Genomic DNA, 26242 nt, shown 5'->3' with positions numbered 1-26242 from the left:
GCGGGAGCGCACGAGGCGGAGGGTTGGAGGCACCCATGGTTGTTTGGTAAACTCCGCGAGTAAATACACACTCCCGATCCTCATCCATGAAATTTCAATTCCTCGCCCTGGCCGCGATGCTGGCCTGGGTACACCCGGCCAGCGCGCTCGATAATTCCGCTTCCGTCAAAGTGACGCCATTACTGAAAACCTCGACGAGCTGGGACGGCAAGCCGCTCGTCTACCCGAAGGGGCAGGCCGAGGTCACGGCGCTGATCGTCGAGATCGCGGCAGGCGGGCAGACAGGGTGGCATGAGCATTCCGTGCCTTCGTTTGCGTACGTGCTGGAGGGGACCCTGGAAGTCACCCAGGGCAACGGCGCGACTTGCCAGCTGCATGCTGGCGACACGCTGCCGGAAGTCGTGCAGACCCTGCACAACGGCCGCGCCCTGGGCGACAAACCGGTCAAGTTGTTCGTGCTCTATACGGGCACCGTGAACCAGTCGCTCACGCTTGCCCATCCGGAATTCGTGCCCCCTTCACCGATCCAGTCGAAGTAGCGCGCGACTGGCGTGCCGCGCTCATTCCAGCGGCTCGGCGGGCCGCCCGGACAGCATCCCGAGCACGCCCGCTGCGACCGCACCGACGGCGAAGCATGACGGCCATCCGAACAGGACGACGGCAATGACGGTCATCGGTGCGCCTCCGCCAGCGGGGAAGGCTTCCATGCGGAGCGCCCAGACGAACACGCAGGCGGATGCCCAGGCCCCCGCATGGCCCGCGATCCTGCTGAGCGACGAAAGAACCAGCGCCGGTATCAGCGTCACGATGCCGAGGAGGGCCGTGGCTGCGATCGTCATCGACGAGTTCAGCGCGACATACAGCGCAGCGCCGATGTAGACGGCAACGATGGCAAGCAACGAGCGCCGCGAGGTGAAGAATGGAAGTGTCATGGAGTGCCGGCGGCACGAAGTGCGATAACGACGCGAGTCTAGCACCGTATATCGGCTGGAAAACACGCGCATTCCCACACTTCGGAAGCCCGCTGCCGGCGGGCACCGCAACAACAGATCTTACGGATACAGGCCGCGCACCTCGCGCGCCTGCAGGATGCGCGTGCACGCGACGATGAACGTGGCCGTGCGCAGCGACACCTTCTTCTCCTGCGCGACCGTCCATACGGCGCCGAACGCGTTCTGCATGATGCGCGTGAGGCGCGCATTGATTTCGTCTTCGGTCCAGAAGAAGCTCGAGAAATCCTGCACCCATTCGAAGTACGACACCGTCACGCCGCCCGCGTTGGCCAGCACGTCCGGCACCACCAGCACGTCCTTGTCGCCGAGGATGTCGTCCGCTTCCGGCGTCGTCGGGCCGTTCGCGCCTTCCAGGATGATCTTCGTGCGCAGGCGCTGCGCGACGTCGGCCGTGATCTGGCGCTCCAGCGCGGCCGGGATCAGGATGTCCGATTCGACGTCCCAGAAGGCGTCGCGCTCCAGCGTCGCGTCGGCGCCGGGGAAGCCTTTCACGCCGCCCGCTTCGGCGACGTACGCATGCAGCTGTGCGACATCGAGCCCGCCTTCGCGCAGGACGGTACCCGTATGGTCCTGCACGGCGACGATCTTGGCGCCCGCGTCGGCGAAGATCGTGGCCGCGATGCCGCCCACGTTGCCGAAGCCCTGGATCGCGATTTTCGCGCCGGCGATCGCGACGCCGCGCCGCTGCGCCGCTTCCTGGCCGACGACGAACACGCCGCGGCCCGTCGCTTCACGGCGACCGAGCGAGCCGCCGAGCGAGATCGGCTTGCCCGTCACGACGCCCGTCGACAGATTCCCTTCGATCATGGCGTAGGAATCCATCATCCAGGCCATGACCTGCTCGTTGGTATTGACGTCCGGCGCCGGGATGTCCTTCGTCGGGCCGATCAGCATGCTGATCTCGCTCGTGTAGCGGCGCGTGAGGCGCTGCAGCTCGCCCTTCGACAGCTTGGACGGATCGACGCGAATGCCGCCCTTGGCGCCGCCGTACGGCACGTTGACGGCGGCGTTCTTCACGGACATCCACGCGGACAGCGCCATCACTTCCGACAGCGTGACGTCCTGGTGGAAGCGCACGCCGCCCTTGCCCGGGCCGCGCGACAGGTTGTGCTGGACGCGATAACCCTCGAAGTGGGCGACCGTGCCGTCGTCGCGCTCGATGGGCACGTCGACGGTGAGGATGCGCTTCGGACGCTTCAGCGTCTCGACCCAGCGGGCCAGGTTGCCCAGGTGCGGGGTGACGCGGTCGACCTGCTGCAGGTACTGGCCCCATGGGCCGAGGTCGTCGGGGTTCAGGTAGGAGGGGAGGGCGTGGCTGGTCATGCGATGTCTCCGATAGTCGGTGATGGGTTCGGGGCGCAGGCTGATGCGCGGCGAACGAATCATAGGATGGGCTAGCGGATCATTGCCAATGCTGCTTGCGCATGCAGGTATGCGCAAAAAGCATCACGACACAGCGTCACGACACGGCTTCGTGTGAGACGAGGTAATCCCACAGGTCCGCCACCAGCGGCTTGCCGGGACGGGCGTCGGACGGGCGCTCGCGATACAGGCGGATCTCCATCTCGATTTCCCACGTGCCCGCGTCGCTGGCGCGCGCGAGCTGCCCCTGCTCGACCTCGCGCACCACCGCCGACTCGGGCAGGAACGCGATGCCGTGGCCGTCCAGCGCCATCATCTTGAGCCCTTCCGCCATGTCGGTCTCGTAGCGTTTTTCCAGGTGCGGCCCCGGTTGCGCGTCGGCGAGGATCAGGTCGACCATCCGTCCCAGGTAGGCGTTCGTCGTGTACGACAGGAACGGCAGCGGCGCGTCCTTGCGGCCGGGCAGGCGGTAGGCCGGTTGCCCGTCGGCGTCGCAGCGGGCATAGGCGCACAGCGCTTCGCGGCCCATCAGCAGCATGTCGTAGCGGCCCGGGTCGAGCTGCACCGGCTGGCGCGGGTGGTGGTAGCACAGCAGCAGGTCGCAGCCGCCTTCGACCAGTTGCAGCACGGCGTCATGGACGTTGAGGGCGATGAGGCGGCTGTTGATCGCCGCGAAATCGCGTTCCAGCGCGGCCAGCCACTTCGGCACGAACGTCAGCGACAACGTATGCGGCACGGCCAGGTCGAGCGTCTGTTCGGCGGCCGCGCGGTTGTTGCGCAGCAGGTCGCGCACGCCGTTGATCTGCGCGAGCATTTCCAGCGCCTGCTCGTAGAACACCATGCCGGCTGGCGTGACGCGCGTGGGGAACGTGGTGCGGTCGATCAGGTCGGTGCCGAGCCAGTTTTCCAGCGAGCGGATGCGGCGCGAGAACGCCGGCTGCGTCACGTGCCGCAGCTGCGCCGAGCGGCTGAAGTTCTTGGTCTCGACCAGTGAAATGAAGTCTTCCAGCCATTTGGTTTCCATGCCGAGTCCCGTGCGGTTGAATCATCGCGGCATTGTAACGCCACCGGCGCGCCGTTCGGAAAGCGCGATACAAGTTCGGTTTGCGGCGCGGGCCGCGCGTCCCCGGCCGATACAGTACGACTCATGGACCGACGCACTTTGCTTCGGCACCGAGCCAGGAGTGGAACCATGAACAAGCACATTCGTATTCTGAGCGGACGCCATCGCGGCGCCTCGCTGCAGCTGGCGCCCGGCATCTGGCGCATCGGCTGCGACGACGCGGCCGCCGTCCACATCAGCGACTGGGCGCACGCCTCGGTCGACGTGGCCATCGACGCCGACGGCCGCATCCGCCTGCACGACGGCGACGCCACGATCGACGTCGTCGAGCACGAGACGCTCCACTTCGACGGCATCGACTTGTGCATCGGCGACCCTGCCGGCGAGCCGGTGGCCGCACCGGCGGCGCCGGTGCCCGTGCGCCGGTGGCCCCCGCGCCGCTGGCTGGCGCTGGGCGCCGTCGCGGTACCGGCCACGCTGCTCAGCACCGCGCTGCTGGCGATGCAGCCGGCGTCCGCGCCGGCGGCACGTGGTGGCATGCGCCTCGACATTCCGGCGCTGCTGGCCGGTATCGGACAAGGCGGATTGCGCGTCAGCCAGCGTGACGGCATGACGGTCGTGCAGGGCGTCGTTGCCACCGGCGCCGACGCCGATGCCGTGCGCGACCTGCTGCGCCGCACCGTGCCCGACCACGCGGTCGCCCACCTGGCCGTCGTCAACGACGTGCTGGCCAGCATAGCCGATTCGCTGCACGAGCCCACGCTCAAGGCAGGCTACGCGGGCAACGGCCGCTTCATCGTCACGGGCACCACCCGCGACGGCGCCACCGTCCAGCGCAGGCTGGCGCAGCTCGCCGCGGACCTCGGCCCGGCCGTCGCCCGGCTCGATGCCGACGTCACCGAGGTGCGTCCCGGCTGGAGCGTGGCCGACAGCGATTCCGCGCTCGATGCCGGCGGCCTGCGCTACGTGCAGTCGCTCGACGGCAGCAAGCATTTTCCGGGCGCCGCGATGGCCGCCCACGACTGATACGAGGAGATCCGATGTTCGATGCACTGACACCCCCGATCGTGGCCGATATGGATCGCTTCCAGGCCCTGGTCGAGTCGAACCCGAACGATCCGCGCTGCCGCGCCGTCGTCGTCGCGCTGGAGCACGGCGCCGCCGCCTTCGACGGCTGGGCGGCCGAAGCCGACCCCGCGCTGCGCAAGGAAAAACAGACGCTGCACGCGGGCCTGCTGGCCGCCGCGCAGATCTGCCAGGCGATCCGGCAGCAAAACGTTTAACCCCCAGCAGTACGTCGTAGTTCGCAGTACCCGTAGTCCAACCATTCGTAGTCGATCATCACTTTTTGAAGGAGTCACACCATGTCGAAGACCAGCAAAGCATCGAGCGGCGCTTCCACCGCAGGCGCCTACGGCGCCGCCGGCGCGGACATCGCGGCATCCGAAGCGGCAGCCCGCATCACGATGGCCGCACAGGACAAGATCGCGCAGATCCAGAACGAAATCGCGCTGAACCAGGCGAAGAACGCCGTCATCGAAGAACTGGGCAAGGGCGTGAAAGCGCTGTCGCAGTAATCGAATACCGCCCGCGCCGGGGCCGGCATCGCGCCGGCGCCGTTCGCGGGGCATGCCGATCCGGCACCCCTGTTCGTAGTCCCTCAACCTCAAGGAGTCATACCATGTCGAAGACCAGCAAAGCATCGAGCGGCGCTTCCACCACAGGCGCATACGGCGCCGCCGGCGCGGACATCGCAGCATCCGAAGCGGCAGCCCGCATCACGATGGCCGCTCAGGACAAGATCGCGCAGATCCAGAACGAAATCGCGCTGAACCAGGCGAAGAACGCCGTCATCGAAGAACTGGGCAAGGGCGTCAAAGCGCTGTCGCAGTAATGCCGGCAACGCCGCCGCGCCCCTTCGCGGCGGCGTTCCCGCAGTATCGGACAACCGGCGCAAGCCGGTTTTTTTTATGTCTTTCACCGGATCGGATTGATCGTGAGCGCAGAACGCTATACCGCCGTCGTCGAGCAACTGTGCGCCGTGATGGGCATCCCGGACGTCGACGCCGTGCTGGACGAGCGCATCCTCGACGTCGAAGGCTTCGAGGTGCTGGTCGACCACGTCGAGACCGACTCCGGCGCGCTCTATCTGAACGTCAACTACGGCATCGTCACGAGCGGCCGCACGCTCAAGGTGTTCCGCCTGCTGCTCGAGGCGAACCTGCTGATCTACGCGCAGGACCAGGCCCAGCTGGGCATGGACGCGGACACGGGCTGCATCGTGATGGTCGTGCGGGTCGAATTCCACGACGGGCTCGATGGGGAGGGGCTCGCCGGGCTGCTCGCGCACTACGCGGAACATGGCCGCTACTGGCGCGACAATATCTTCCAGACGGACGACGAGATGTTCGAGCAGATCGCCGACGGCTCGTATTTGTGGATGAAGGTCTAGCGGCGGGCGCCGCGCAGCAGCACGTCGATTTTCGCGAGCGCCAGCGCGCGCTGGCGCGACGTGCGTGGGCGCTGGGCATTGAGCAGCAGGATGGGCAGCAGCAGATGCAGCTGGCGCAACGCGGGCGCGGCATGGGACGTCGGCGGGGGCAGCAGCGCGAGCAGGCGGGTCTTGACGTCCGCCAGCCTGGCGGCGCCGGTCGCGGCGGGCTGGGCGAGGAATTCGCGCGTGATGCGCAACACGGCCGTCGCCAGCGGCACCGCGTGTGCGGGATCGCGTTGCAGCGTGTGCAGCGCGCGCATGGCGCCGTCGATCGTGCCGCTCGCGCTCACGTGCTCGCGCACCAGGCGGTCCACGGCCTGTTGCTGCCGCTCGCGCAGCGTGGGTTGGGGGCGGTCGTCGGCGGCGCGCTGCCACGGCGATTGCGGATGCGGGTCCGCCTGCTCGTCCGGCTGCTGGCCGCGCCGGCGGGCGCCCACGCGGATCTGGGGCAGCGACGTCGTCTGCGTCTGCGCCTGCGCTTCGAGCAGCAGCAGCAATTCCTCGAATTCGCCGGCGCTGTCGTTGGCTTCCGAACCGGCGGCGCCGCGCTTTTTCTTCGAACGCAGCTTGTTCTGCAGGGCGGCGAGGCGCGCGTGGTGCAGCGGCACGACCACGAGGTCCGGCGGCCCGGCGTCGGGCGCCGTCGCTGAATGGCCAAGGCCGGTGCGGCGGCCGGACAGGTTGCGCTGCGCCGCCGCCAGGCCCGGCACGGGCCGGTTGGCGGCTTCGATGTCGGCCTGCGCCTGCAGCAGCTGCAGCGCGCCGGGCCCGGCGCCGTCGACCTTCATGAGAAGATCGCCTGCATCACGCTGCGCGCGAACTGCAGGATCGCGGAAGCGCCCCAGGGCGCCGCGAGCATGATGGCGACGGATACCGCCACCAGCTTGACGCTGTGCGAAATGCTGGAATCCTGCAGCGACGTCACGGCCTGCACGAACGAGACGAGCAGGCCGACGAGGGCCGCCACCAGCACGGCCGGCAGCGAGATGAGCAGGCACAGCATCATTGCGGAGGACGTCAAGCGTCCGATGTTGTCGAAGTCCATCGTGTCACCTGTAAGTCAGAACGAGGCCGTGGATCAGCGTCGACCAGCCGTCCATCACGACGAACAGCAGCAGCTTGAACGGAATGGCGACGTTGCTGGGCGTGACCTGCGACAGTCCCAGTGCCATCAGGACGTTGGCGATGACCAGGTCGATGACGACGAACACGAGGTACAGCAGGAAGCCGATCTTGAAGGCGGCCGTCAGTTCCGTCAGCACGAACGCGGGCGCCAGCACGACGAGGTCGTTCGGCTTGAGCTGGGCCACCTTGTCGGCGGGCCAGACTTTCGCCGCCGAGCGCAGGAAGAACGCTTTCTCGCGCTCGTTCGTATGCTTGACGAGGAATTGGCGGAACGGGTCGCGCGCGCCGTCGAGCAGCTGCACGACGGCGTTGCCGCCGCCTTCCGCGCCATGCGTCTGCGCCTGCTTCATCGCCTCCATGCCCACCGGTGCCATCACATAGCACGACACGATGATGGCGATGCCGTTGAGGACCGTCGTGGGCGGCACCTGCTGGACGCCGATCGCGTTGCGCAGCAGGCCCAGGACGACGACGATCTTCGTGTACGACGTCACCACCATCGCGGCGAACGGCAGCAGCGCGAGCGCGAAGATCCCGAGGATCAGCGAGGCGAAATCAGGCGTCTGGCTCATCTTGGTGCACCATGGTCGCGACCTGGAATCCGAGTTGTTCGCCGACGACGACCAGCTTGCCGTGGCCCAGCGTCTGGCCGCAGGCGACGAGGCGCACGCGCGTGTCGGCCAGCGCCAGGGGCAGTTCCAGCACCTGGCCAGGCAGCAGGGCGCCGATCTGCTGCAGCGGCATGGCGAGCGTGACGATTTCCAGCGTGACGGGCAGCTCCAGCGCGGCGACGTCGGTGACGGGGTGTTCTGTGTGATCCATGGGATGGGACTCCAGGCAAAGTGTGGGAGAGGTGGTCAGCGTGGCGGCGCGGCCGGCGATGGCGGCGACGGCGCTGACGTGCCGGCCCCGCGCCGCGCCCCAGCGCAAGGTGACGCGGTCGAGCTGCGCGCTGCCGGGCATGCCGCCGCGCCAGCCCAGCAGCACGTCGCCGGCGCGCAGCGACGCGAGCAGCGCCGTCGTGGCGCGGCGCGCGGCCAGCACGGCGGTGCCGGGTAGCGGCAGCGCGTCCAGCCAGCTGGGCAATCCGGCCGGCGGCGGCAGCGCCGCTTCCAGCGCGTCCAGCAGGCCGGCGTCGATGTCGGTGATGAACAGGGTGGGTGCCGCCGCGTCGCCGTCCGCACGCAGTTGCAGTGCGACGCCCGCGTGGTGCGCGGTCGCGTCGGCGTCCGTCAGCAGTGCCGCCACCGACAGCGCCGGCAGGCCCCTTTGCGTCAGAACGGCCCAGCATGGCCGCAGCAGCGCGTCGGCCAGCGCCGCGCGCCAGTGGCCGGCGGCCGCCAGCGCGGCGCTTTCGAGGGCGGGGTGCGCGGCCAGGTCGATCACGCAGCGCAGGCCGCCGTGCGCGCTGTGCAGGTGCAGGCATGCCGGCTGCGCGGGCGCGCTGCCGTGCGCGGGCGGCACGATGCGCCATCCCGACTGCGCGGCGAGGGCGGCGGCCGTCGGCGTGAACAGCACGCGCGTGAGACGCGCGAGCGAAGGCGCAAGCAGGGGCAGGCGCGGATGCAGCGGGGCGATGGTTTTGCTGTCTCGGGGCATGATGTGGTCTCGGTGCGGCGCCGGCGTCACCAGCAGGCGATGTCGACGTCGATGTGCGGCGGCAGCAGCGCCTGCAGGCGGCGCTGCAATTCCCTGCTGTTCTCCAAGATTACGCAACGGGCGTCGCGGTCGGCGCTCTCGAAACGAAGGGACAAGCGACAGGACGAAAGATGCAGGCGCAACCGGGTGGCGGGCAGCAAGGCCGGGTCCAGCGCGATCTGCAATTCCCAGCAGCCGCTGTCGAGGATCGCGGGTGCGTTGACGAATTCGCCGATGACGGCGGCCAGCCGCGCGATGCGCAGGCCGTCGTGTTCGTCGCGCATGCACGCGTGGACGACGCGCCGCGACAGGGCCGGTTCGGCGGCGATGGGCGGCGCGACGGCGGGCGTCGTCTCCGTGCCCGGTCGCGGCGCGTGCGCGTCGACGTCCGGCGCTGCGCCGTCGTCGTCCGGCAGTGCGGGGCCGGGCCGATCGTCGACGGGCGCGAGCCGGTCCTGGAAGCGGCCGCGCAGCGCGCGCGCCCGGCCGGCGGGCACCGCGTCGGAACGGGGCAGCAGGCGGACGGCCTGCACGAGCGTAGTCTTGATCGTCATGGCGGCTACAGCGCGAGCTTGCCGAGCGGCTGCAGGTCGACGTTACCGCCCAGCTCCTGGAACGAATACACGTCCAGCCAGCCGAGCGGCTGCTCGATCATGCGCCGCACGTAGCGCCGGATGTCCATCGACGTCACCACCGCCAGCAGCGGCACGGGCGCGGGGCCGGCGATCTGCTGGATGCGCGCGATGATGGCCTGCACCTGGTCCGGCGGCAGCGTGAGGTAATTCCCGGCCGGCGTCGTCTTGATCGCCTGGCGGATCAGCTGTTCGACGCCGCTGTCCAGCAGGATCGCGGGCAGCTTGCGCCGGCCGCCCGTGGCGCGGTGGGCGATGAAGCGGCCCAGGTCGCCGCGCACGTATTCGCACAGCGTCAGCATGTCTTTTTCGCGCGGTCCCCACGCGACGAGGCTTTCCAGGATCGCGCGCATGTTGCGGATCGGGATGCGCTCTTCCAGCAGGCGCCGCAAGACGTCGGCGATGCGCGGCACGGGCAGCGCCTTCTTGACTTCGTCCACGAGCCCCGGATAGTCGGCGGCCACGCGGTCCAGCAGCCACTGGGTCTCCTGCAGGCCGACGAACAGCTGGGCGTGCGCGCGCAGCGCCGTCACCGTCGCGTCGACGAGGGCCGCTTCCAGCGCGCCGGCGCCGGTACCTGCTTCGAGCCGCTGCTCGCCCATCGGCACGTCCTGCAGCGCCAGCTCGTAGGCCAGGCCGTCCAGCGCGGCGCTCGTCCAGACGGCGGCGCCGGGGAACGGCAGGCCCAGTTCCTCGACGAGGCCCTGGCGCGCCCGCTCGAACGCGGCGTCCAGCGCGGCCGGGTCCAGCAACGCGGCCAGCGGCGCGGACAGACGCAGCGCGATGGGCGGCGAGAACGGCGGCGCGCAGGCGGCGATCGTGGGAGCGGCCTGCTTGTCGTCGACGCCGCCGAGGCGCTTCAATGCCGGCAGTTGCGCGTCCGGCGGCGCGGCCGCGCGCTCCTTCTTGCGCAGCACGGCGCCGGCCGCGCCCACGAGGGCCGCCAGCAGCAGGAACATGGTGGACGGGAAGCCGGGCACGAAGGCGAAGGCGGCCAGCAGCGCGGCGGCGCTGAACAGCGCGCGCGCGTTGCCGCTGAGCTGGCGGGCGATCTCGGCGCCGAGCGACTGCTCGCCCTCGCGGTGTTCGTCGGCCACGCGCGTGATCATGATGCCGGCCGCCACCGAGATCAACAGCGACGGGATCTGCGACACCATCGCGTCGCCGATCGACAACACGGCGAAGCGGCCGGCCGCCTCGCCCGCGCTCATGTTGTGGTAGGTGATGCCGACGACGATGCCGGCCAGGATGTTGACCATCGTGATGATCAGGCCCGCGATGGCGTCGCCCTTGACGAACTTCATCGCGCCGTCCATGCCGCCGTGCAGTTGGCTCTCCATCGCGAGCATGGCGCGCTTGCGGCGCGCGGCGTCGGCGGTGAGGTTGCCGGCGCGGAGGTCGGCGTCGATGCTCATCTGCTTGCCGGGCATCGCGTCGAGCGTGAAGCGGGCGCCGACTTCCGCCACGCGCTCGGACCCCTTCGCGATGACGATGAACTGCACGGTGGCGATGATGAGGAACACGACCAGCCCGACGACGAGGTTGCCGCCGACGACCAGTTCGCCGAAGCTCTCGATGATGTGGCCGGCGTCGGCGTGCAGCAGGATCGACTTCGTGGACGCGATGTTCAGCGACAGCCGGAACATCGTCGTGAACAGCAGCAGCGACGGGAACGACGAGAACGCGACGGCATTCGGGATGTACATCGTCATCATCAACAGGGTCACGGAGACGGCGATGTTGAGGGCCAGCAGGCTGTCGATGGCGAAGGTCGGCAGCGGCAGGATCATCAGCGCGATCACGGCCACGACGAGGGCGGCGATGGCGATCTCGCCGCCGAATTCCATTTTTCCGGGCAGTTTCATAGCGGGTCCACGAGGTCGGAAGAAGTCGGGGGCACGTCGGCGGCGTGCGGCGTGCCGATGTCGCGCACCCAGCGCAGGATGGCGGCGACGGTGTCGAACAGGGGTTCGGGAATGGCGCAGTCCAGCGGCACCGTGTACAGCGCGCGCGCCAGCGGCGGATTGCCGACGATCGGGATCGCCAGTTCCTGGGCCATGCGGCGGATTTCCAGCGCCTGCTCGTCGAGCCCCTTGGCCACCACCTGCGGCAGTCCGAGGCCGCCGGGCTCGTAGCACAGCGCCACCGCGTAGTGCGTGGGGTTGACGATCACGGCCTGGGCGCGGCGCAGCCGGTCGCGGTCCGGCGGCGGCGGGCCGAGGGCGATTTCCTTGGCGAGCATCTTGCGCTGACCCTTCAGGTGCGGGTCGCCGTCGGACTCCTTGTACTCGCGCTTGACCTCGTCCTTGCTCATGCGCTGGTCGCGCATGAACAGCCAGCGCTGGATGCCGTAGTCCGCGGCGCCCAGCAGCAGGAACAGCACGCCGCCGACGAGAAGGAAGCGGGCCAGGACGCGCCAGGCCAGCTGCGCGGCGTCGAGCGCCGGCTGGTACGCGGCGCCGACGAGCAGGGGTGCCAGCACCGTGAGCGTCTTCCACATCACGAGGAAGATCAGCACGGCCTTGACCGTCATCTTGCCCAGGTCGACCATCGACCGCACGGAAAAGATGCGGGTCAGTCCGGCGCCCGGATTGACGGCGTCGAATTTCGGCTCGACGGGCTTGAACGACAGGTTGATGCCCGTCTGCGCGAGCGTGCCCACGACGGCCGCGAGCATGCCCACCAGCAGGAACGGCGCCAGCAGTAGCAGGCCTTGCAGGCCGATGCGGCGCGCGTACAGCAGCAGGTCGGCGTCGGGCCGGCCGATGGCGACCGGGTCGAGTGCGGTCGTCAGCAGCGCGCGCAGGCCGTCGCCCAGCGCGGGGCCGGCCAGCAGCATCAGGCCGCCGGTGGCCAGCAGCACGGCGGCCGCCGTGAGGTCGGCGCTCTTGACGACCTTGCCGTCGCGCCGGGCGTCTTCCAGCTTCTTGTCACTGGGTTGTTCGGTTTTTTCGTCTGACATGGCATCGCCGGGTCCGTGAAAGGCACGCCCGGATTGTCGGCCCGCCGTGCGGCGCGGCCGTGGCGCCGAACGAAGCGCGGGTGCATGGTGCGAAGCGGGGAGGGCCCTTTCGTTTCGCGCGCGGACGCTTCGCTTCGGCGGCGGGCGGCGTCCAGGCGGGCCGCTACTGTGACGACCGGCGCAAGACATCTTGCGGACGCAACCAATGCGAGGAAAGCTCATGAACGATTACAGCAACTGCGACAGGGCCGTCGTCACCGGCCTGATCGAGGTATTGATGGCGGGGATCAAGCACGGCAAGCTGGCCGAATCCGATGCGCTGCTGGCGGCGCTGCGGGTACTGCGCCCGCGCTTCCGCGAACTCGATACCTTCGACGTGTGGCTGCTCATGAAGCGCAAGCGCTACATCGAAGCCACGCAAGTGCTGCGCAACCTGCACGGCAGCAGCGCCGACATGCAGAACCTGCCGATCTGCACCGCGCTGCAGGCCATGTGCCTGTACGCGTCCGGCGACGACGCCTGGCGCATCAGCGCGAACGAAGTGCTGACCCGGAACGACGATCCGGAAGCCGTGGCGATGGTCAACCTGTTGTTCGGCAAGGCGCCGGACGCCGAGCCCGAGGCCGCGCCCGCGCCGCCGCCCGTCGCGGCCGACCTGGCCCCCGCCTATTACCTGCGTGCCTGAGGAGCCGACATGATCGCACCCCTTCCCCCCGTCTCGCCCGTCGCCCCGGCGGCCCCCGTCGCGCCGGCCGAAGCCGCACCGTCCGCGCCGCCCGCGCTCGTCGACCGCTTCGCCGCCTTGATGCAGCAGATCGGCCAGGGTCCCGCCGGCCACACGCACGCGCACGGCCCGTCGCAGCTGAGCCGCATCGTCGGTGCCGAAGACCAGGCCGCCAAGGCCACGCTGGAGACCATCCAGTCGTTCTCGATCGGCGACACGACGAGCATGCCGGAAGCCGCCGCCGCCGTCATGCACATGCAGTCCGACATGGCGGTGCTGTCGTTCAAGCTGAACGTCGTGAACACGCTGGCCGAATCCGGCAAGACGGCGATCCAGACACTGATGAAGAACCAATGACCCACCGGGAGCCGACGTGACCACCTTCCGATCCCTCCTTGTGCTGCTGTGCCTCGCCGCCGCGCTGGCCGGCTGCAGCAAGCAGCTGTATGCGCAGCTGTCCGAAGGCGACGCCAACGACATGGTGACCGTGCTGCTGGAAGCCGGCATCGACGCGAGCAAGAGTTCGCCCGACGACGGCAAGAGCTGGCTCGTCAGCGTCGCCGACGACGACTTCGCGCGCGCCATGGAAGCGCTGCACGCGCACGGCCTGCCGCATGCGAAGTACACGAACCTGGGCGAGATGTTCAAGAAAGACGGCCTGATCTCGACGCCCACGGAGGAGCGCGTGCGCTTCATCTTCGGCGTCTCGCAGCAGCTCGCGCGCACGCTGAACGACATCGACGGCGTGGCGCTGGCGCACGTCGAGATCGCGCTGCCGAACAACGATCCGCTGGCTAGCGTCGTGAAGCCGCCCAGCGCGTCCGTGTTCATCAAGTACCGTCCGAATACGGACGTCGCGTCGCTCGTCCCCGGCATCAAGAACCTCGTCGTGCACAGCGTCGAGGGGCTCAGCTACGACAACGTCAGCGTCGTGCTGGTGCAGGGCGCCGCCGCTGCGCCGCTGCCGCCGCGCGTGGGGCGGTTGCCGCACGGCCTGCTGTGGGGCGGCCTGGCCGCGCTCGCGGCGTTGGCGCTCGCGCTGGCCGCATGGCGGCTGCACCGCCGCGCCTGGGCGGCCGCCGCGCTGGCGCGGTTGCGCTCGCGCGTGACGCGGCGCGAGGGCGTGGCGTAATGGACGCGACACCACTGCTGCCCGTGCTCGAACTGTCGCTGCTGCTGCAGGCCTACCAGTCGCGCCTGCGGCGGCTGGCCGACGACATCGACCCGAGCTGGCTCGACGCACTCGCGCGCGACGAGGGCTTCGTGCCGCCGTCGCCGGACCTCGCGCCGCTGTGGCGCAGCGCGCTGCTGCGCAGCCGGTTGCGGCTCGGGCCTGTGGCGCCGGCCGCGTTCACGCCGCCGACGCATCGTCTGGCCACGCTGGACAAGCCCGCGCTGCTCGTCGTGCTGGCGGCGCGTGCGCTGTACACGCACCGGGCCGCGCTGGCGCGCTGCGTCGACGGTGCGCTGCTGGCCGGGCTGCGCGGGTTCGTCGGTGCCCCGGCGCTGGCGGGCCTGCGCGCGGCCGGCGCCGACGCCGCGAGCGATCGCCCTGCGGCCTGGCCGGACCACGCGACCTTGCTGGACTGGGCCGTCGACGGCTACGCCCGCTTCGAGCGCGACGGCGCGTGGGGCGACCCCACGCTGCGCCGGCTCGTGCAGGTGGTGCTGCCGGCGGGCGCCGTCGCGCATGCCGGCGGCCTGGCCGAGGGGCCGACCGGCGACAGCGCCGCGCTGACGGCGCTCCTTCCCACCCTGTATCCGGAGTTGGCATGGTTATTTGGCTGAGAGGCGACACGGGCCTGCTTGGCGTCGGCGGCGACGTCGTGCGGCGCGACGACCTGGCGCGGGTGCTGGCGCTGGATGCCGCGGCGCAGGCGCTCGACGACCGCGGCGCCGCGCTGCTGGCCGAGGCCGAACAGCGGGCTGCCGCCATCGTGGCCGCAGCGGAGGCGCGCGCGACGGCGATCGAGGCCGACGCCGAGCGGCGTACGGCCGGCAGCACGCGGCTCGGCTACGCGGCCGGCCACCGCCAGGGCCTCGCGGATGCGCACGCGCGCATGCAGGCGGGCGCGCGCGACGGCCGGGCGGCACTCATGGCGATGCGCGAACGGCTGGCGGCCATCGTGTTCGCGGCCGCGCGCAAGCTGTTGACGGACGCCCCGCGCGAGAGCCTGTTCCGGCGCGCCGCGGACCTCGTCGGCGCCGAGCTGGAACAGGCCTCGTTCCTGACGGTGACCATCCACCCGGACGACGCGGCACACGTGCACCAGGTCTTCGCCGGCACCGCCTGGGCCGTGCGCCCGGCCATCGTCGAGGATGCGGCGCTGGCGCCCGGCAGCTGCGTATGCGAATGGGACGACGGCGTGCTCGACGCCGGCCTGCCGGCCCAACTGGCTGCGCTGCGCCAATCGCTCGACCGCGCGCTGGAGACGGCACCATGAACGACCGCGCGCACGCATTGCACGCGCTGGCCGACGCCATGGAAGCGGCGGTCGCCGCGCAGCCTGTCGCGGCGCGCGTCGGCAAGGTCGTCGAAGTGACGGGGACGTTGCTGCGCGTGGGCGGCCTCGCCGTCCAGTTGGGCGAATTGTGCGACCTGCGCCAGGCCGACGGCAGCCTGCTGCAGCAGGCCGAGGTGGTCGGCTTCACGCGCCACCTCGCGGTACTGGCGCCGTTCGGCAGCGTCGAAGGACTGTGCCGCGCGACCAGGGTGACGGGCCATGGGCGGCCGCTCGCGGTGGGTGTCGGGCACGAGTTGCGCGGCCGCGTGCTGGACGGTTTCGGCCGCCCGATCGACGGCGCCGGTCCGCTGCATTGCGCGGAGCACGTCAGCATCCATGCGCCGGCGCCGAATCCGATGACGCGTCGGCTGATCGACACGGCGCTGCCGACGGGTGTGCGCCTGATCGACGGCCTGACCACGCTGGGCGAGGGCCAGCGCATGGGCGTGTTCGCGCCCGCCGGCGTGGGCAAGAGCACGTTGCTGGGCATGCTGGCGCGCGGCACCGCGAGCGACGTCAATGTGATCGTCCTGATCGGCGAACGGGGCCGCGAGGTGCGCGAATTCATGGAGATGGTGCTGGGGCCGGCCGGCATGGCGCGCAGCGTCGTCGTGTGCGCCACGTCCGACCGCTCGTCGATCGAGCGCGCCAAGGCCGCCTTCGTCGGCACCGCCATCGCCGAATGGTTCCGCGACCGCGGCCAGCGTGTGCTGTTGATGATGGATTCGCTGACCCGCTTCGCGCGCGCGCAGCGCGAGATCGGCCTCGCGGCGGGCGAGCCGCCGGCCCGGCGCGGTTTTCCGCCCTCCGTGTTCGCGGAACTTCCGCGCCTGCTGGAGCGGGCGGGCATGGGCGAGCACGGCTCGATCACGGCGCTGTACACGGTGCTGGCCGAGGACGACAGCGGCAGCGACCCGATCAGCGAGGAGGTGCGCGGCATCCTCGACGGCCACCTCATCCTGTCGCGCCGCATCGCCGCCCGCAACCAGTACCCGGCGATCGACGTGCTCGGAAGCCTGAGCCGCGTGATGAGCCAGGTCGTCGACGCCGACCACCGCGCCCACGCGGGCCGCGTGCGCGCGCTGATGGCCAAGTACGACGCCGTCGAGACGCTGCTGCAGATCGGCGAATACCAGGCCGGCGCCGACCCCGAGGCCGACGACGCCATCGCCCGCCAGGGCGCCATCGCCGCCTTCCTCAACCAGGCGACGGACGAATGCGCGGACCCCGGCGACACGTTGCGGCAGCTGGCCGCGCTCGCATCATGAGCGGGGCCCGCCGCTCGCCCTGGCACACGCTGCACGGGGTCACGACGCGCGCCATCGGCCGCCTGGAGCGCACGCTGGCCACGCGCCGGGCGGCGCTGGCCGAGGCCGAGGAGGCCGCGTCGCAGCGCGCCGCCGCCGTCGCCGTGGCCGACGCCGCGCTGGCCGATCATGCCGCGCGGCTCGACGCGCTACTGGCCGGCGCGGCCGGCGTATCGCCGCAGCGGTACCTCGAGTACGACGCGTGGCGCGGCCAGCTCGCCGCCCGGTGGGCCGCGGCCGGCGCCGCGCTGGGTGCGGCGCAGCAAAATGTCTTGGACAAACGGGACGACATTCGGCAAACTCGGCAGGAAATCGCCGCGGCCACCGCGCGGCGCGACGACCTGGCGCGCCGCCTGGCCGACGAAGCCCGGTTTGCCGACGCGGCGCAGCAGGATGCGCAGGACGAGGAAGCGGCCGAGGCGGCGCTGGCGCGGCGCGGCGCGGGCAGGGCGGAGGCGACGGCATGAACGGCATCGACAACCTCGCCACGCTGTGGCAGGCGCACGAAAGCCTGTACGCGGTGGTGACCCTGCTGGCGCTGTGCAGCATCCGGCTGCTGGTGGTGTTCGTCGTGCTGCCGGCGACGTCGGACCAGGTGCTGCCGGGTGGCGCGCGCAACGGCGTGGTGTACCTGATCGGCTGGTTCATCGCGGTCGGCCAGCCGGCCGACACGCTGGCGCGGCTGGACGGCGTGACCGCGCTGATCCTGGTGGGGAAGGAGATGTTCATCGGCATGGTGATCGGCTATGTGGCGTCGCCGGTGTTCTGGATAGCGCAAAGCGTGGGAGTGGTGATCGACAACATGGCGGGCTTCAACAACGTCCAGACCAGCAATCCGCTGCGCGGCGAGCAGGCCACGCCCGTGTCGAACGTGCTGATCCAGTTCGCGATCGTGCTGTTCTATGTCTCCGGCGGCATGCTGTTCCTGCTGGGGGCGATCTTCGCCTCGTTCCGCTGGTGGCCGCTGACGGCGACTTTGCCGTCGCTGGACGCGCTGGCCGACAGTTTCCTGATCAGCCAGGTCGACGGCATCGCGGCGGCCACCGTCAAGCTGGCGGCGCCCGTGATGCTCGTGCTGGTGCTGATCGACCTGGGGTTCGGGCTCGTGGCCAAGGCGGCCGACAAGCTCGAGCCGACCACGTTGAGCCAGCCGGTGCGCGGCGCCGTCGCGCTGCTGATGCTGGTGCTGTTGACCGGCACCTTCGCCGAACAGGCGAAGACCTCGTTCACCTTCGAGCATTTCGAGCGCTTCGTCCGGCATGGCGTGCTGGGCGCGGCGCCCAACCGATGAAAGTCGTCATGTCCGTCCTGCGTTCCTTGTTCCTTCGTGGTGTGTGGTTGTCGTGTGTGGCGTTCAGCGGTGCCGGCACCGCGCAGGCGGCCGAGCCGCCGGAAACGCCCGTGCATGCGGAACTGATGCGGATCCACGGACTGTTCCAGACCGACCGCCAGGCGGCGCTGGCGCAGCTGCAGGCGTTGCACGACCATATGCCGGCGTCGTCCACGCTCGACGACCGCAGCAAGACGCTGAACACCCTCGTCAACTTCTACATCGAGGCACACGACGAGCGGGCGCGCCGCTACATCGACGAGCTGGCTGCGTTCGGCGCGCGCGAACACGATCTGCAGAGCGAGCTGTGGGCGCAGAACTACCGGGCCCGCGTGCTGTCGCTGTTCGACAGCCGGCAGGTCGAGTGCGTGCAGCTGATCGAGGTGGCGCTCGCGCGCGACGACGGCGCCGTGCACCGCACGAGCGCCGCCATGCACGACACGGCCGCCATGTGTTCCGAGCAGCAGGGCGACATGAAGAGCGCGCTGCGCCACCAGACCGCCGCGCTGGGCCTGCTGGACGGCCGCAGCCGGACCGACGTCCTGCACCGCGCGATCGCCCTGAACAACATCAGCACGCTGTACACGCAGATGGGCGACTACCGCCAGGCGCTCGACTACAACCTGCAGGCGCAGGCGATCGTCGACGCCCAGCACGCGCAAGCGATGCAGGGCACGCTGGCGGCGGGCCGCTGCGACTTGTACGATGCGCTGGCTCAGCCTGAGCGCTCCGAACGCGCTTGCCAGCAGGCGCTGTCGCTGGCGCGGCTGGTGGGCGACAAGCAGCTCGAGGAGAGGATGCAGCTCAGGCGCAGTCAAAACGCCTGGAAGGCCGGCCGCTACGCCGACTGCCTGCGCCTGGCCGAGGGCGCGCTGGCGCTGCTGCCGCCGAATCCCGGCGCCGGCGACAGCGCCGACGTGCGCGCGAACATCGGCCTGTGCCATATCGGACTGGGTGCCGTGCGCCAGGGCGAGGGCGAGGTGCGCGCGGCGCTGGCGGTGTACCGGGCCGGCAAGAACGACGAGGCCCTCATCGACACGCTGGACAGCCTGGCGAAGGCGTACGAGCGGGCCGGCCAGTTCCGCGACGCGTATGCCACGGTGCGCGAGCTCGGCACGTTGAAGGACGACGTCGCCGCGCACGCGCTCGATCGCGCCACGTTGAAGATCCGGTCCGAATTCGAATTCACGGCGCGCCAGAAGGAGATTGCGGCGCTGCGCGAAAAGACGCAGTTGCAGCAGGCCGAGTTGAAAAACGAGAAGCTCGAACTGGCGCTGGGCGTCGTGGTGGCGCTGCTGGTGGCCGTCGTGGGCTTCTTCAAGTTCCGCGACAAGGAACGGTCGCGCCGCCGCGCGCTGCACGAGAACCACAAGAAATCGCAGTTCGTCGCGGAGGCCGCGCACGACCTGCGCCAGCCGATGCAGGCCATCGGCAACCTGCTCGGTGCGGCCAGCCATGCGCTCGACCGCGGCGACGTCGCCCGCGGCCGCGAGCTGCTCGACACGACGCAGAAAGCGACGAACGCCATGCGCTCGTCGTTCAACGCGGTGCTGGAATTGTCGCGGCTGGAATGCGGCGCCATCGTCGCCGAGTACGGCAGCTTCGACCTCGGCGAACTGGTCGCCGAGACGGTGCTGGCGCTGCGCCCGCTCAGCGAGCCGCGCCAGGTGACCATCCGGCTGCGCATGCCCGCCGAGGGCTCGCTGGCCGTGCGCAGCGACCGCCAGATGCTGGGCCGGGTGCTCGCCAACCTGCTGTCGAACGCCATCAAGTACAGCGATCCCGCGCGACCCGGCGGTGCGGTCGTCGTCGTGGGCGTCGTGCGGCTGCGCCACCACTGCCGGGTCGACATCGTCGACAACGGCGTCGGCATCCCGGACGCGTTGCAGAAGCAGGTCTTCAAACCGTTCTTCCAGGTCGACAATCCGGGGCGCGACCGGAACCGCGGCATCGGTCTCGGCCTGTCGATCGTCGCATCGTCGCTGGCGCTGCTCGAACGCCACGCCCTGAAGCTGCGCTCGCGGGCCGGCGTCGGCAGCCGCTTTTCCGTCAGCGTACCCCGTGCCTGCGCAGGCGACGTGGCGGCCCCGGTAGCGGCCACCGTCGCGCCCACGGATGCGGCCGACGTCGCCGGCCTGTACGTGCTGTACGTCGAGGACGACGGCCTCGTGCGCCAATCGACGGAGGTGCTGCTGCGCGAATACCGGGTGCTGTACGAATCGGTCGAGTCGCTGGCCGCGCTGGAAGCGCTGCTGCCGGGACTCGAACGCATGCCCGACCTCGTGCTGACGGACTATTCGCTGCCGGGCGGCCGCACGGCGCGCGACGTCGTGCGCGTGGTGACGCGCGAATTCGACCGGGCGCTGCCCGTCGTCGTGCTGACCGGCGAGAGCGCGCGGGTCGCTTTGACGGACGAGCTGGAACACGCGACGGTGCTGCGCAAGCCCGTGTGCGCGGCGGCGCTGCTGGCCACCATCCGCGCCGCATGCGGCAGCACTGCGGTTGATCTGCCGTCAGCCGGAGGTTGATCGCCAATAACGCCTGCCGGCGCAGGGTTTGCGACGATGCCCCGTCAACTTCACGGAGGCAGCGATGGCAATCGACGTATATCTGCAGATCGACGGCATCAGGGGCGAATCGGCCGACGGCGAGCATCCCGGCTGGATCGAATGCGCTTCAGTCAACTGGAAGCTGCACCAGCCCAGGAGCGCGACGGCGTCGACGGCGGGCGGCCACACGGCCGAACGCGCGGAACTGTCGGAAGTGGCGTTCACCAAGCTGTGCGACCTGGCGTCGCCGCTGCTGGCCCAGCACTGCGCGATGGGCCGGACGATCCCGAAGGCGCGGTTCGAATTCTTCCGGGCGGACGGCCAGGGCACGCGCGTCAAGTATTACGAGGTCGAGCTGGACAACGTGGTGATCGGCGACGTGGCGCAGTCCGTGGCCGCGGGCATCGGCATGCTGGACCACGTCGGCCTGAAATTCTCCCGCGTGAAGTGGCGCTACACCCAGCAGCGCATCGCGGGCGGCGCGGGCGGCAATACCGCCGGCGGCTGGGACCTTGCCACCAACCGGGTCGCATGACATGGGCGCCCTGTCGAACGTGCGTGCAGCCGCCGCCGTGCTGGCCCTGATGCTGGCGGCGTCCTCCGCGGCGGTGACCCAGGTGCCGGATGACGAGCATCCGTTCATCATGCCGGGGACGCCGGCCAAGACGATTCCGGCGCCGTCGCCGTGGCTCACCGGTGCGCAGTTGCTGCACAGGCTGGAGCAGGGGAATGCCGACGCCGTCGAGTACATCAAGGGCGTCTATGACGCGACCGAGAGCGGGTTGTGGTGCTACACGGGTCGCACGCACGTCAAGCTGCACAAGCAGTCGCCCGAGGCCATGCGCGCGGACGCGATGGCTTACCTGCGCAAGTTGACGGCCGCGCAGCGGAAGGAGCGCGCATCGGATCATCTCGTGCGCATGTGGCAAATTCGCTGGCCTTGTCCGCCCGATGGCTGCTGCCCTTGACCCGGGAGGACTCGATGCTCAGGCCCACACCACCCTATGCGCTGCTGCGCACGCATTTCCCCGATCCGTACAACGTCCCGCCCGAAGAGCTGTGGCGCTGGATCGGACACACGGAAAAAATACTCGACTCGGACTGGCGCAACACCTGCGCCATCCGCATGAGCCTCGCCCTTCACGGCGCCGGCGTCCACCTCCCGGCCGGCTACCTGAGGATCGAAGCGGGCAAGTACCGTGGGAGGTTCATCGAGATCAAGCAGGAGACGCTGGCCAACTACCTGTGCACGATCTGGGGCGAACCCGAAAAATTCGGCGCCGCGCTGTTGCGCGAGCGCGTCGGCGACCGGCACGGCGTGATCCGCTTCGTCGGCCTGTGGGGGCCGTACGACCCGCAGGGACACATCGACCTGATCTGCCACGACTCGCATCACCGCCTCGCGTGCGAGGGCGGCCACGTGTATGTGCAGGCCGTCGAATGCTGGTTCTGGGAATGCCCGTGAAACCCGCCGCGCCGCTCAGTGGGGCAGCGGCGGGATGATGACCCCGCGGCGCGACACCTCGACCAGCAATTCGGTGCGGCGCGTGACCTGGAAGATGCGGAACAGCTTGGGCACGTAATCCTTGCGGATCGTGCCTTCCTCGACCTGCATCTTGCTGGCGATCGTCTTGTTCGGCAAGCCCTGGCACAGGTAGTACAGCACTTCGGCGCAGCGTCCCGTCACGCCCAGCTCGGCCGCGGGCACGCTGGGCAGCGGCGTGACGGGCGGCGTGTGCATGCCGTCGCGCGCCATCGCCGTCACCGGCACGAAGATGCCGCCCTGGAACACGGTGTCCAGCGCGCGCTGGAAGATGCCTTCGTGGTCCATGTCCTTCGGGATGTAGCCGCAGGCGCCGGCCTGGATGCATTCGAGGACCAGCGGCCGGTCGGCGCGGGCCGACAGCATGATGGCGCGGGTCTCGAGATTCTGTTCGCGCAGGTATTTCAGCACGTCGAGTCCCGTCTTCTCGGATTTCAGCGTGAAATCCAGGAAGGCGAGGTCGAACCGCTTCGTGCCGAGCAGCGCGATCGCGTCGTCGTAGGTCGCCGCCTCTTCGATGTGCGCGGCCGGCTGCGCGATCCGGATCAGTTCCCGCATGCCGGCGCGCACCAGGCCCTGGTCTTCCAGCACCAGGATCGTCAATTCTGCCACGTCGCTCATCTGTTCTCCGAGTTTGTTACTTGAGAATTGGAAACATTTTTACATTACCATAGACTAAATGTTTGCGTCGGACAATTGTCGGACGGGCTATCCGACATATGCGGGATCGTCAGCGTTCCGTTGTTTTGCGACCATGGTTGCACTGCAGACAGCCAACCCGGCGCTGCTCCCATCGCATGTTGCACGAACGAGGTGACGCCCATGTTTCAGATTTATCTCGCGCTGATTTCCGCACAAACCCATGACCAGGCCATGCCGTCCTATGCCCGCGCCATGCAGGAAGGAGATTTCGAGGCCGCCCACCGCCACGCGCGCCGGCTGGGCGGTGACGACGGGACGGCCGACGCGCCGGCGCTGCAGGCGCTGGCCGACGCGGCCCTGCTGCTGGGCTACGAAGAAGACGCCGAAGACCATTTCCGGCGCGCGCAAAAACTGCAGGGCTCGAACGATGCCGTGCGCCTGCTGTCGTGCCGCAATGCGGGCTGGCAGGCGCTGAACCTGCACCGCTACAGCGCCGCGCTGCACTGTTTCGCCCGTATCGTCCAGGACGGCGCCGCGACCGTGCCGCAGAAGGCCGAGGCGGTGCTGGGGGCGGCCCTCGTGCACCACCAGCTGGGCCAGCAGGCCGCGTGCGACGACGCGCTGCGCCAGGCGCGCGCGCTGGGCGAGGCGGCCGAGGACGGCCGTTGGCTGCTGCTGGCCGACCTGCTCGCGCTCGACTGCGCCGTGCGGCTGGGCGTGCGCTGCGCCGCCGGCCTGCGCGATCACGTGTTCTGGCAGTCGGCCGCGGTGCGCGGCGACCACCGCGAAGAGTGGCAGCGCTTCGCCGACGCGATGGCCGCCTGCGACGCCCGCCGGCCGGCGCCGGAACTGGCGGCACGGCGCCATGCGTGCCTGGCCCTGCTTCTGCGCCTGGCCGACGGCGAGCGCGACGTGATGAGCGTGCTGTATCGCCACTGCGCCGGCGACGTCGCCCTGCACGTCGAGATCGCGCTCGCGGCGCTGGCCGGCGACCACGTCGACCTGGCCGAGCAGAGCCTGCAGCGCGGCCGCCACGCCGACCCGCGCGACCGCCGCTGGAGCCTGGACCAGCGCTACTGCCAGGCCAAGATCGCGATGCTGAAGGGCGACAGCGCGGCGGCGCTGAAGGCGTATGCCGCCTACACGGCCGAGGCGCTGCAATGCCTGCGCAGCGAGACCCAGGTCATCAAGCCGCTGGACGGCATGGCGCCGCCGGCCGCCCAGCCCAGCGACGACATCAGCGCGCGCCTGCCGGCCAAGTACCGCCGCGCCTACCGTTACATCGCGGACCACTATCGCAACAACGACCTGTCCACGGGCGAGATCGCGGCGCATATCGGCGTCACGGAACGCGCGCTGCAACTGGCGTTCCGCGAGAACCTCGGCATGTCGCCGACCGCCGTGCTGCGGCGCATGCGGCTCGACGCCGTGCGCGCCGAGCTGCTGGCCGACGACGGCGCCAGTGACGGCATCCTCAAGACCGCGCACCGGGTCGGGCTGAAGAGCCGCTCGTCGCTGATCCGCGGCTACCGCAAACAGTTCAACGAAGCGCCGTCGGCCAGCGTCTGCCGCTGAACGCCGCCCGCCACCACCACAGGAGTCCCATGCACAAGTGTTCCCCGTCCGGCGCCGCGCTGCTGGCGCTCTGGCTCGCCTGCGCGCACCCGGCAAGCGCGGCACCCGCCGCCGCGCACACGATCCCCTGGCGCACCGGCAGCATCAAGTACGTCGCCGACCACAAGGACGTCAAGGAGATCCTGCGCGAACTGGCCGCGAGCCAGAACGTGATGGCGTCGATCTCGCCCCAGGTCGAGGGCAACGTCACCGGCAGCTTCGCCGAGCCGCCGCAGCGCTTCCTCGACCACCTGGCCGCGTCGTTCGGCTTCGTCTGGTACTACGACGGCACCGTGCTGTACGTGGCCGGCGCCAACGAGGTGAAGGGCGCGTCGATCGGCTTCACGCATGCCCATCCGGCCGACCTGCGCGCCGCCGTCGCGCGCCTGCGCATCGCCGATCCGCGCTTTGCGATCGTGTACGACGACCCGACCGACACGGTGCTCGTGTCCGGTCCGCCGCGCTACGTGGAGCTGCTCACGGAGCTCGCGCACAAGATCGACGTCGACCACCAGCAGCGGCGCACGCTCGAGGTACGCGTGTTTCCGCTGCGGTATGCGTGGGCGGCCGACCATCCGCTGCGCATCGGCGGCCAGCAGGTCACGCTGCCCGGCGTGGCCGGCATCCTGCGCAGCATCTACCAGAAAAACGCGGCGGCGCCGCCGCTGGCGCCGATGGCGACAGGACTCGTGGCGCGCGTCGCCAGTGCCGCGCCGAAGACCGGGCAGCCGGCCGCGCCGGGCGGCTTCTGGAGCGCCGCGCTGCCGGGCCTGGGCGGCGCCGACAACGCGCCGCGCAAGCCGCCGCTGCCGACGGGCACCGCGACCGAGCCCGCGGCGCCCGCGGGGCAGGGCGCCGCGCCGGCCGAGGACGACATGCCCACGATCCAGCCCGACCCGCGCACGAACGCCGTGCTGGTGCGCGATCTGCCGGAAAAGATGGCCGACTACGAACGCCTGATCGCCACGCTCGACACGCGGCCGCAGGTGCTGGAGATCAGCGCGAGCATCATCGACGTCACCGAGAACGCGCTGGCGCAGCTGGGCGTCGACTGGCGCTTGCACGGCAGCCACGTCGACCTGGAGACGGGCGCCGGCAACCTGGCGCAGGCCGGCTTCCCGGGCTCCCTGAACCCGTCCGGCTTCGGCACGCCCACCGCCGACAACACGCCCGCCATGACGCCCACCGGCGGCACGTTGACGGCCGTGCTGGGCGGCGCCGGCCGCTATCTGCTGGCCCGCGTCAGCGCGCTGGAGCAGACCAGCGAAGCGCGCATCACGGCGAGTCCGAAGGTCGCCACGCTGGACCACGTGGAAGCCGTCATGGACAACAAGACGACGTTCTACGTGCCGGTCGCGGGCTATCAATCGTCCGACCTGTACAGCGTGTCGGCCGGCACGTCGCTGCGCGTGCTGCCGATGGTGGTGCCGCAGGCCGACGGCGGAATCCGGCTCACGGTCCACATCGAGGACGGCCAGCTGACGGGCCAACTGGTGGGCCAGCTCCCGGTCGTGAACAACAGCGAGATCGACACGGAGGCGCTGATCCGCGACGGCGAAAGCCTCCTGATCGGCGGGTACTCGGTCGAGCAGATCACCACTGGCAACACGGACGTGCCGTTCCTCTCGAAGCTGCCCGTCGTCGGCGCCCTCTTCAAGAACAAGCAGGACCAGAAGCAGAAATTCCGCCGCCTGTTCCTGCTCACGCCGCGCATCGTCACGCCCACGTGACCCGTGCTTC

31 protein-coding genes are annotated in these 26242 nt (G+C 70.0%); 20 read left to right on the top strand and 11 right to left on the bottom strand.

The genetic code is table 11. The annotated features are described in order from the left end of the window. The first annotated feature begins 86 nt into the window (after positions 1 to 86). Entirely contained in the window at positions 87 to 539 is a 453-nt protein-coding gene (locus NX784_RS09850) for a cupin domain-containing protein (RefSeq protein ID WP_258816463.1), read from the top strand. A 21-nt stretch (positions 540 to 560) separates the two neighbouring features. Here NX784_RS09850 and NX784_RS09845 read toward each other — a convergent pair whose 3' ends face one another. The 3 genes from NX784_RS09845 to NX784_RS09835 all read right to left on the bottom strand — a co-directional run bounded on the left by NX784_RS09845 (position 561) and on the right by NX784_RS09835 (position 3399). Beyond that, the gene (locus NX784_RS09845; RefSeq protein ID WP_258816462.1) at positions 561 to 932 is read right to left on the bottom strand and encodes a hypothetical protein; all 372 of its coding nucleotides are present in this window, start codon (positions 930 to 932) and stop codon (positions 561 to 563) included. A gap of 120 nt (positions 933 to 1052) precedes the next feature. Further along, positions 1053 to 2336 carry a Glu/Leu/Phe/Val family dehydrogenase gene (locus NX784_RS09840; protein ID WP_258816461.1) on the bottom strand — a complete coding sequence of 428 codons (1284 nt, stop codon included), beginning with the start codon at positions 2334 to 2336 and terminating at the stop codon, positions 1053 to 1055. A 136-nt stretch (positions 2337 to 2472) separates the two neighbouring features. Continuing rightward, positions 2473 to 3399: a LysR substrate-binding domain-containing protein gene (locus NX784_RS09835; protein WP_258816460.1), complete on the bottom strand. Its 927-nt coding sequence runs from the start codon at positions 3397 to 3399 to the stop codon at positions 2473 to 2475. A 168-nt stretch (positions 3400 to 3567) separates the two neighbouring features. Between NX784_RS09835 and NX784_RS09830 the strand changes: the two genes are divergently transcribed. The 5 genes from NX784_RS09830 to NX784_RS09810 all read left to right on the top strand — a co-directional run bounded on the left by NX784_RS09830 (position 3568) and on the right by NX784_RS09810 (position 5890). Continuing rightward, complete coding sequence (locus tag NX784_RS09830) at positions 3568 to 4464, top strand: hypothetical protein (protein WP_258816459.1); 897 nt, start codon at positions 3568 to 3570, stop codon at positions 4462 to 4464. A 14-nt stretch (positions 4465 to 4478) separates the two neighbouring features. Then, positions 4479 to 4721: a thioredoxin domain-containing protein gene (locus tag NX784_RS09825; protein ID WP_258816458.1), complete on the top strand. Its 243-nt coding sequence runs from the start codon at positions 4479 to 4481 to the stop codon at positions 4719 to 4721. 81 nt (positions 4722 to 4802) lie between these two features. Further along, positions 4803 to 5015, top strand: a complete 213-nt coding sequence (locus tag NX784_RS09820) for a hypothetical protein (protein WP_166861507.1) — start codon at positions 4803 to 4805, stop codon at positions 5013 to 5015. A 104-nt stretch (positions 5016 to 5119) separates the two neighbouring features. Further along, positions 5120 to 5332, top strand: coding sequence for a hypothetical protein (locus NX784_RS09815; RefSeq protein ID WP_258816457.1), 213 nt, complete (start codon positions 5120 to 5122; stop codon positions 5330 to 5332). Between the two features lie 102 nt (positions 5333 to 5434). Then, positions 5435 to 5890, top strand: coding sequence for a CesT family type III secretion system chaperone (locus tag NX784_RS09810; protein ID WP_258816456.1), 456 nt, complete (start codon positions 5435 to 5437; stop codon positions 5888 to 5890). Here NX784_RS09810 and NX784_RS09805 read toward each other — a convergent pair. Genes NX784_RS09805 through sctU form a run of 7 tightly spaced genes read right to left on the bottom strand, consistent with a single transcriptional unit; the run spans position 5887 to position 12289 of the window. Next, on the bottom strand, positions 5887 to 6720 hold the full coding sequence (locus NX784_RS09805) for a hypothetical protein (RefSeq protein ID WP_258816455.1): 834 nt from the start codon (positions 6718 to 6720) through the stop codon (positions 5887 to 5889). The two genes, NX784_RS09810 and NX784_RS09805, sit on opposite strands and share 4 nt — an antisense overlap. Continuing rightward, positions 6717 to 6977: a type III secretion system export apparatus subunit SctS gene (gene sctS / locus NX784_RS09800; protein WP_166861511.1), complete on the bottom strand. Its 261-nt coding sequence runs from the start codon at positions 6975 to 6977 to the stop codon at positions 6717 to 6719. The genes NX784_RS09805 and sctS overlap by 4 nt, the downstream gene beginning before the upstream one ends. 4 nt (positions 6978 to 6981) lie before the next feature. After that, on the bottom strand, positions 6982 to 7629 hold the full coding sequence (gene sctR, locus NX784_RS09795) for a type III secretion system export apparatus subunit SctR (protein WP_258816454.1): 648 nt from the start codon (positions 7627 to 7629) through the stop codon (positions 6982 to 6984). After that, complete coding sequence (sctQ, locus tag NX784_RS09790; RefSeq protein WP_258816453.1) at positions 7613 to 8656, bottom strand: type III secretion system cytoplasmic ring protein SctQ; 1044 nt, start codon at positions 8654 to 8656, stop codon at positions 7613 to 7615. Before sctQ ends, sctR begins: the two co-directional genes overlap by 17 nt. Before the next feature lie 26 nt (positions 8657 to 8682). Further along, positions 8683 to 9249, bottom strand: coding sequence for a type III secretion system protein SctP (gene sctP, locus NX784_RS09785; protein ID WP_258816452.1), 567 nt, complete (start codon positions 9247 to 9249; stop codon positions 8683 to 8685). Positions 9250 to 9254: 5 nt separating this feature from the next. Beyond that, on the bottom strand, positions 9255 to 11192 hold the full coding sequence (locus NX784_RS09780) for an FHIPEP family type III secretion protein (RefSeq protein ID WP_258816451.1): 1938 nt from the start codon (positions 11190 to 11192) through the stop codon (positions 9255 to 9257). Then, positions 11189 to 12289 (bottom strand): type III secretion system export apparatus subunit SctU, encoded by a 1101-nt coding sequence (sctU, locus tag NX784_RS09775; RefSeq protein ID WP_258816450.1) that lies wholly within the window; start codon positions 12287 to 12289, stop codon positions 11189 to 11191. The genes NX784_RS09780 and sctU overlap by 4 nt, the downstream gene beginning before the upstream one ends. Before the next feature lie 220 nt (positions 12290 to 12509). Between sctU and NX784_RS09770 the strand changes: the two genes are divergently transcribed. From NX784_RS09770 to NX784_RS09715, 12 genes are all read left to right on the top strand, one after another. Next, positions 12510 to 12974 carry an HrpB1 family type III secretion system apparatus protein gene (locus NX784_RS09770; protein WP_258816449.1) on the top strand — a complete coding sequence of 155 codons (465 nt, stop codon included), beginning with the start codon at positions 12510 to 12512 and terminating at the stop codon, positions 12972 to 12974. Positions 12975 to 12983: 9 nt separating this feature from the next. After that, on the top strand, positions 12984 to 13370 hold the full coding sequence (locus tag NX784_RS09765) for a hypothetical protein (RefSeq protein WP_258816448.1): 387 nt from the start codon (positions 12984 to 12986) through the stop codon (positions 13368 to 13370). 16 nt (positions 13371 to 13386) lie between these two features. Beyond that, positions 13387 to 14145, top strand: coding sequence for a type III secretion system inner membrane ring lipoprotein SctJ (sctJ, locus tag NX784_RS09760; protein ID WP_258816447.1), 759 nt, complete (start codon positions 13387 to 13389; stop codon positions 14143 to 14145). After that, a complete protein-coding gene (locus tag NX784_RS09755) occupies positions 14145 to 14801 on the top strand; it encodes a type III secretion protein HrpB4 (protein ID WP_258816446.1) in 657 nt (218 codons plus the stop codon). Before sctJ ends, NX784_RS09755 begins: the two co-directional genes overlap by 1 nt. Further along, positions 14786 to 15457 (top strand): type III secretion system stator protein SctL, encoded by a 672-nt coding sequence (gene sctL / locus NX784_RS09750; protein ID WP_258816445.1) that lies wholly within the window; start codon positions 14786 to 14788, stop codon positions 15455 to 15457. The genes NX784_RS09755 and sctL overlap by 16 nt, the downstream gene beginning before the upstream one ends. Further along, positions 15454 to 16785, top strand: coding sequence for a type III secretion system ATPase SctN (sctN, locus tag NX784_RS09745; protein ID WP_258816444.1), 1332 nt, complete (start codon positions 15454 to 15456; stop codon positions 16783 to 16785). Before sctL ends, sctN begins: the two co-directional genes overlap by 4 nt. Next, positions 16782 to 17291: a hypothetical protein gene (locus tag NX784_RS09740; protein WP_258816443.1), complete on the top strand. Its 510-nt coding sequence runs from the start codon at positions 16782 to 16784 to the stop codon at positions 17289 to 17291. Before sctN ends, NX784_RS09740 begins: the two co-directional genes overlap by 4 nt. After that, positions 17288 to 18115 (top strand): type III secretion system export apparatus subunit SctT, encoded by an 828-nt coding sequence (gene sctT, locus NX784_RS09735; protein ID WP_258816442.1) that lies wholly within the window; start codon positions 17288 to 17290, stop codon positions 18113 to 18115. Before NX784_RS09740 ends, sctT begins: the two co-directional genes overlap by 4 nt. A gap of 8 nt (positions 18116 to 18123) precedes the next feature. Then, on the top strand, positions 18124 to 20682 hold the full coding sequence (locus NX784_RS09730) for an ATP-binding protein (RefSeq protein ID WP_258816441.1): 2559 nt from the start codon (positions 18124 to 18126) through the stop codon (positions 20680 to 20682). A gap of 64 nt (positions 20683 to 20746) precedes the next feature. Beyond that, complete coding sequence (locus tag NX784_RS09725) at positions 20747 to 21238, top strand: Hcp family type VI secretion system effector (protein WP_258816440.1); 492 nt, start codon at positions 20747 to 20749, stop codon at positions 21236 to 21238. After that, complete coding sequence (locus tag NX784_RS09720) at positions 21216 to 21671, top strand: Rap1a/Tai family immunity protein (RefSeq protein WP_258816439.1); 456 nt, start codon at positions 21216 to 21218, stop codon at positions 21669 to 21671. Before NX784_RS09725 ends, NX784_RS09720 begins: the two co-directional genes overlap by 23 nt. Positions 21672 to 21685: 14 nt before the next feature. Then, positions 21686 to 22168: a T6SS effector amidase Tae4 family protein gene (locus tag NX784_RS09715; protein ID WP_258816438.1), complete on the top strand. Its 483-nt coding sequence runs from the start codon at positions 21686 to 21688 to the stop codon at positions 22166 to 22168. Positions 22169 to 22183: 15 nt separating this feature from the next. On the opposite strand, the gene NX784_RS09710 is transcribed toward NX784_RS09715, so the two are convergent. Continuing rightward, positions 22184 to 22867 carry a response regulator gene (locus NX784_RS09710; RefSeq protein WP_258816437.1) on the bottom strand — a complete coding sequence of 228 codons (684 nt, stop codon included), beginning with the start codon at positions 22865 to 22867 and terminating at the stop codon, positions 22184 to 22186. Between the two features lie 201 nt (positions 22868 to 23068). Here NX784_RS09710 and NX784_RS09705 point away from each other — a divergent pair, with 201 nt between their 5' ends. Together NX784_RS09705 and sctC are read left to right on the top strand one after the other, a co-directional pair. Next, the gene (locus NX784_RS09705) at positions 23069 to 24463 is read left to right on the top strand and encodes a helix-turn-helix transcriptional regulator (RefSeq protein WP_258816436.1); all 1395 of its coding nucleotides are present in this window, start codon (positions 23069 to 23071) and stop codon (positions 24461 to 24463) included. A gap of 29 nt (positions 24464 to 24492) precedes the next feature. Further along, the gene (gene sctC / locus NX784_RS09700) at positions 24493 to 26232 is read left to right on the top strand and encodes a type III secretion system outer membrane ring subunit SctC (protein WP_258816435.1); all 1740 of its coding nucleotides are present in this window, start codon (positions 24493 to 24495) and stop codon (positions 26230 to 26232) included. Positions 26233 to 26242: the final 10 nt, after the last annotated feature.

Origin of the sequence: Massilia pinisoli, from assembly GCF_024753285.1 — a bacterium.
Classification (GTDB): domain Bacteria; phylum Pseudomonadota; class Gammaproteobacteria; order Burkholderiales; family Burkholderiaceae_D; genus Telluria; species Telluria pinisoli.
Note: the sequence above shows the minus strand (reverse complement) of the source record. Positions and strands in the feature narration are given on the sequence as shown.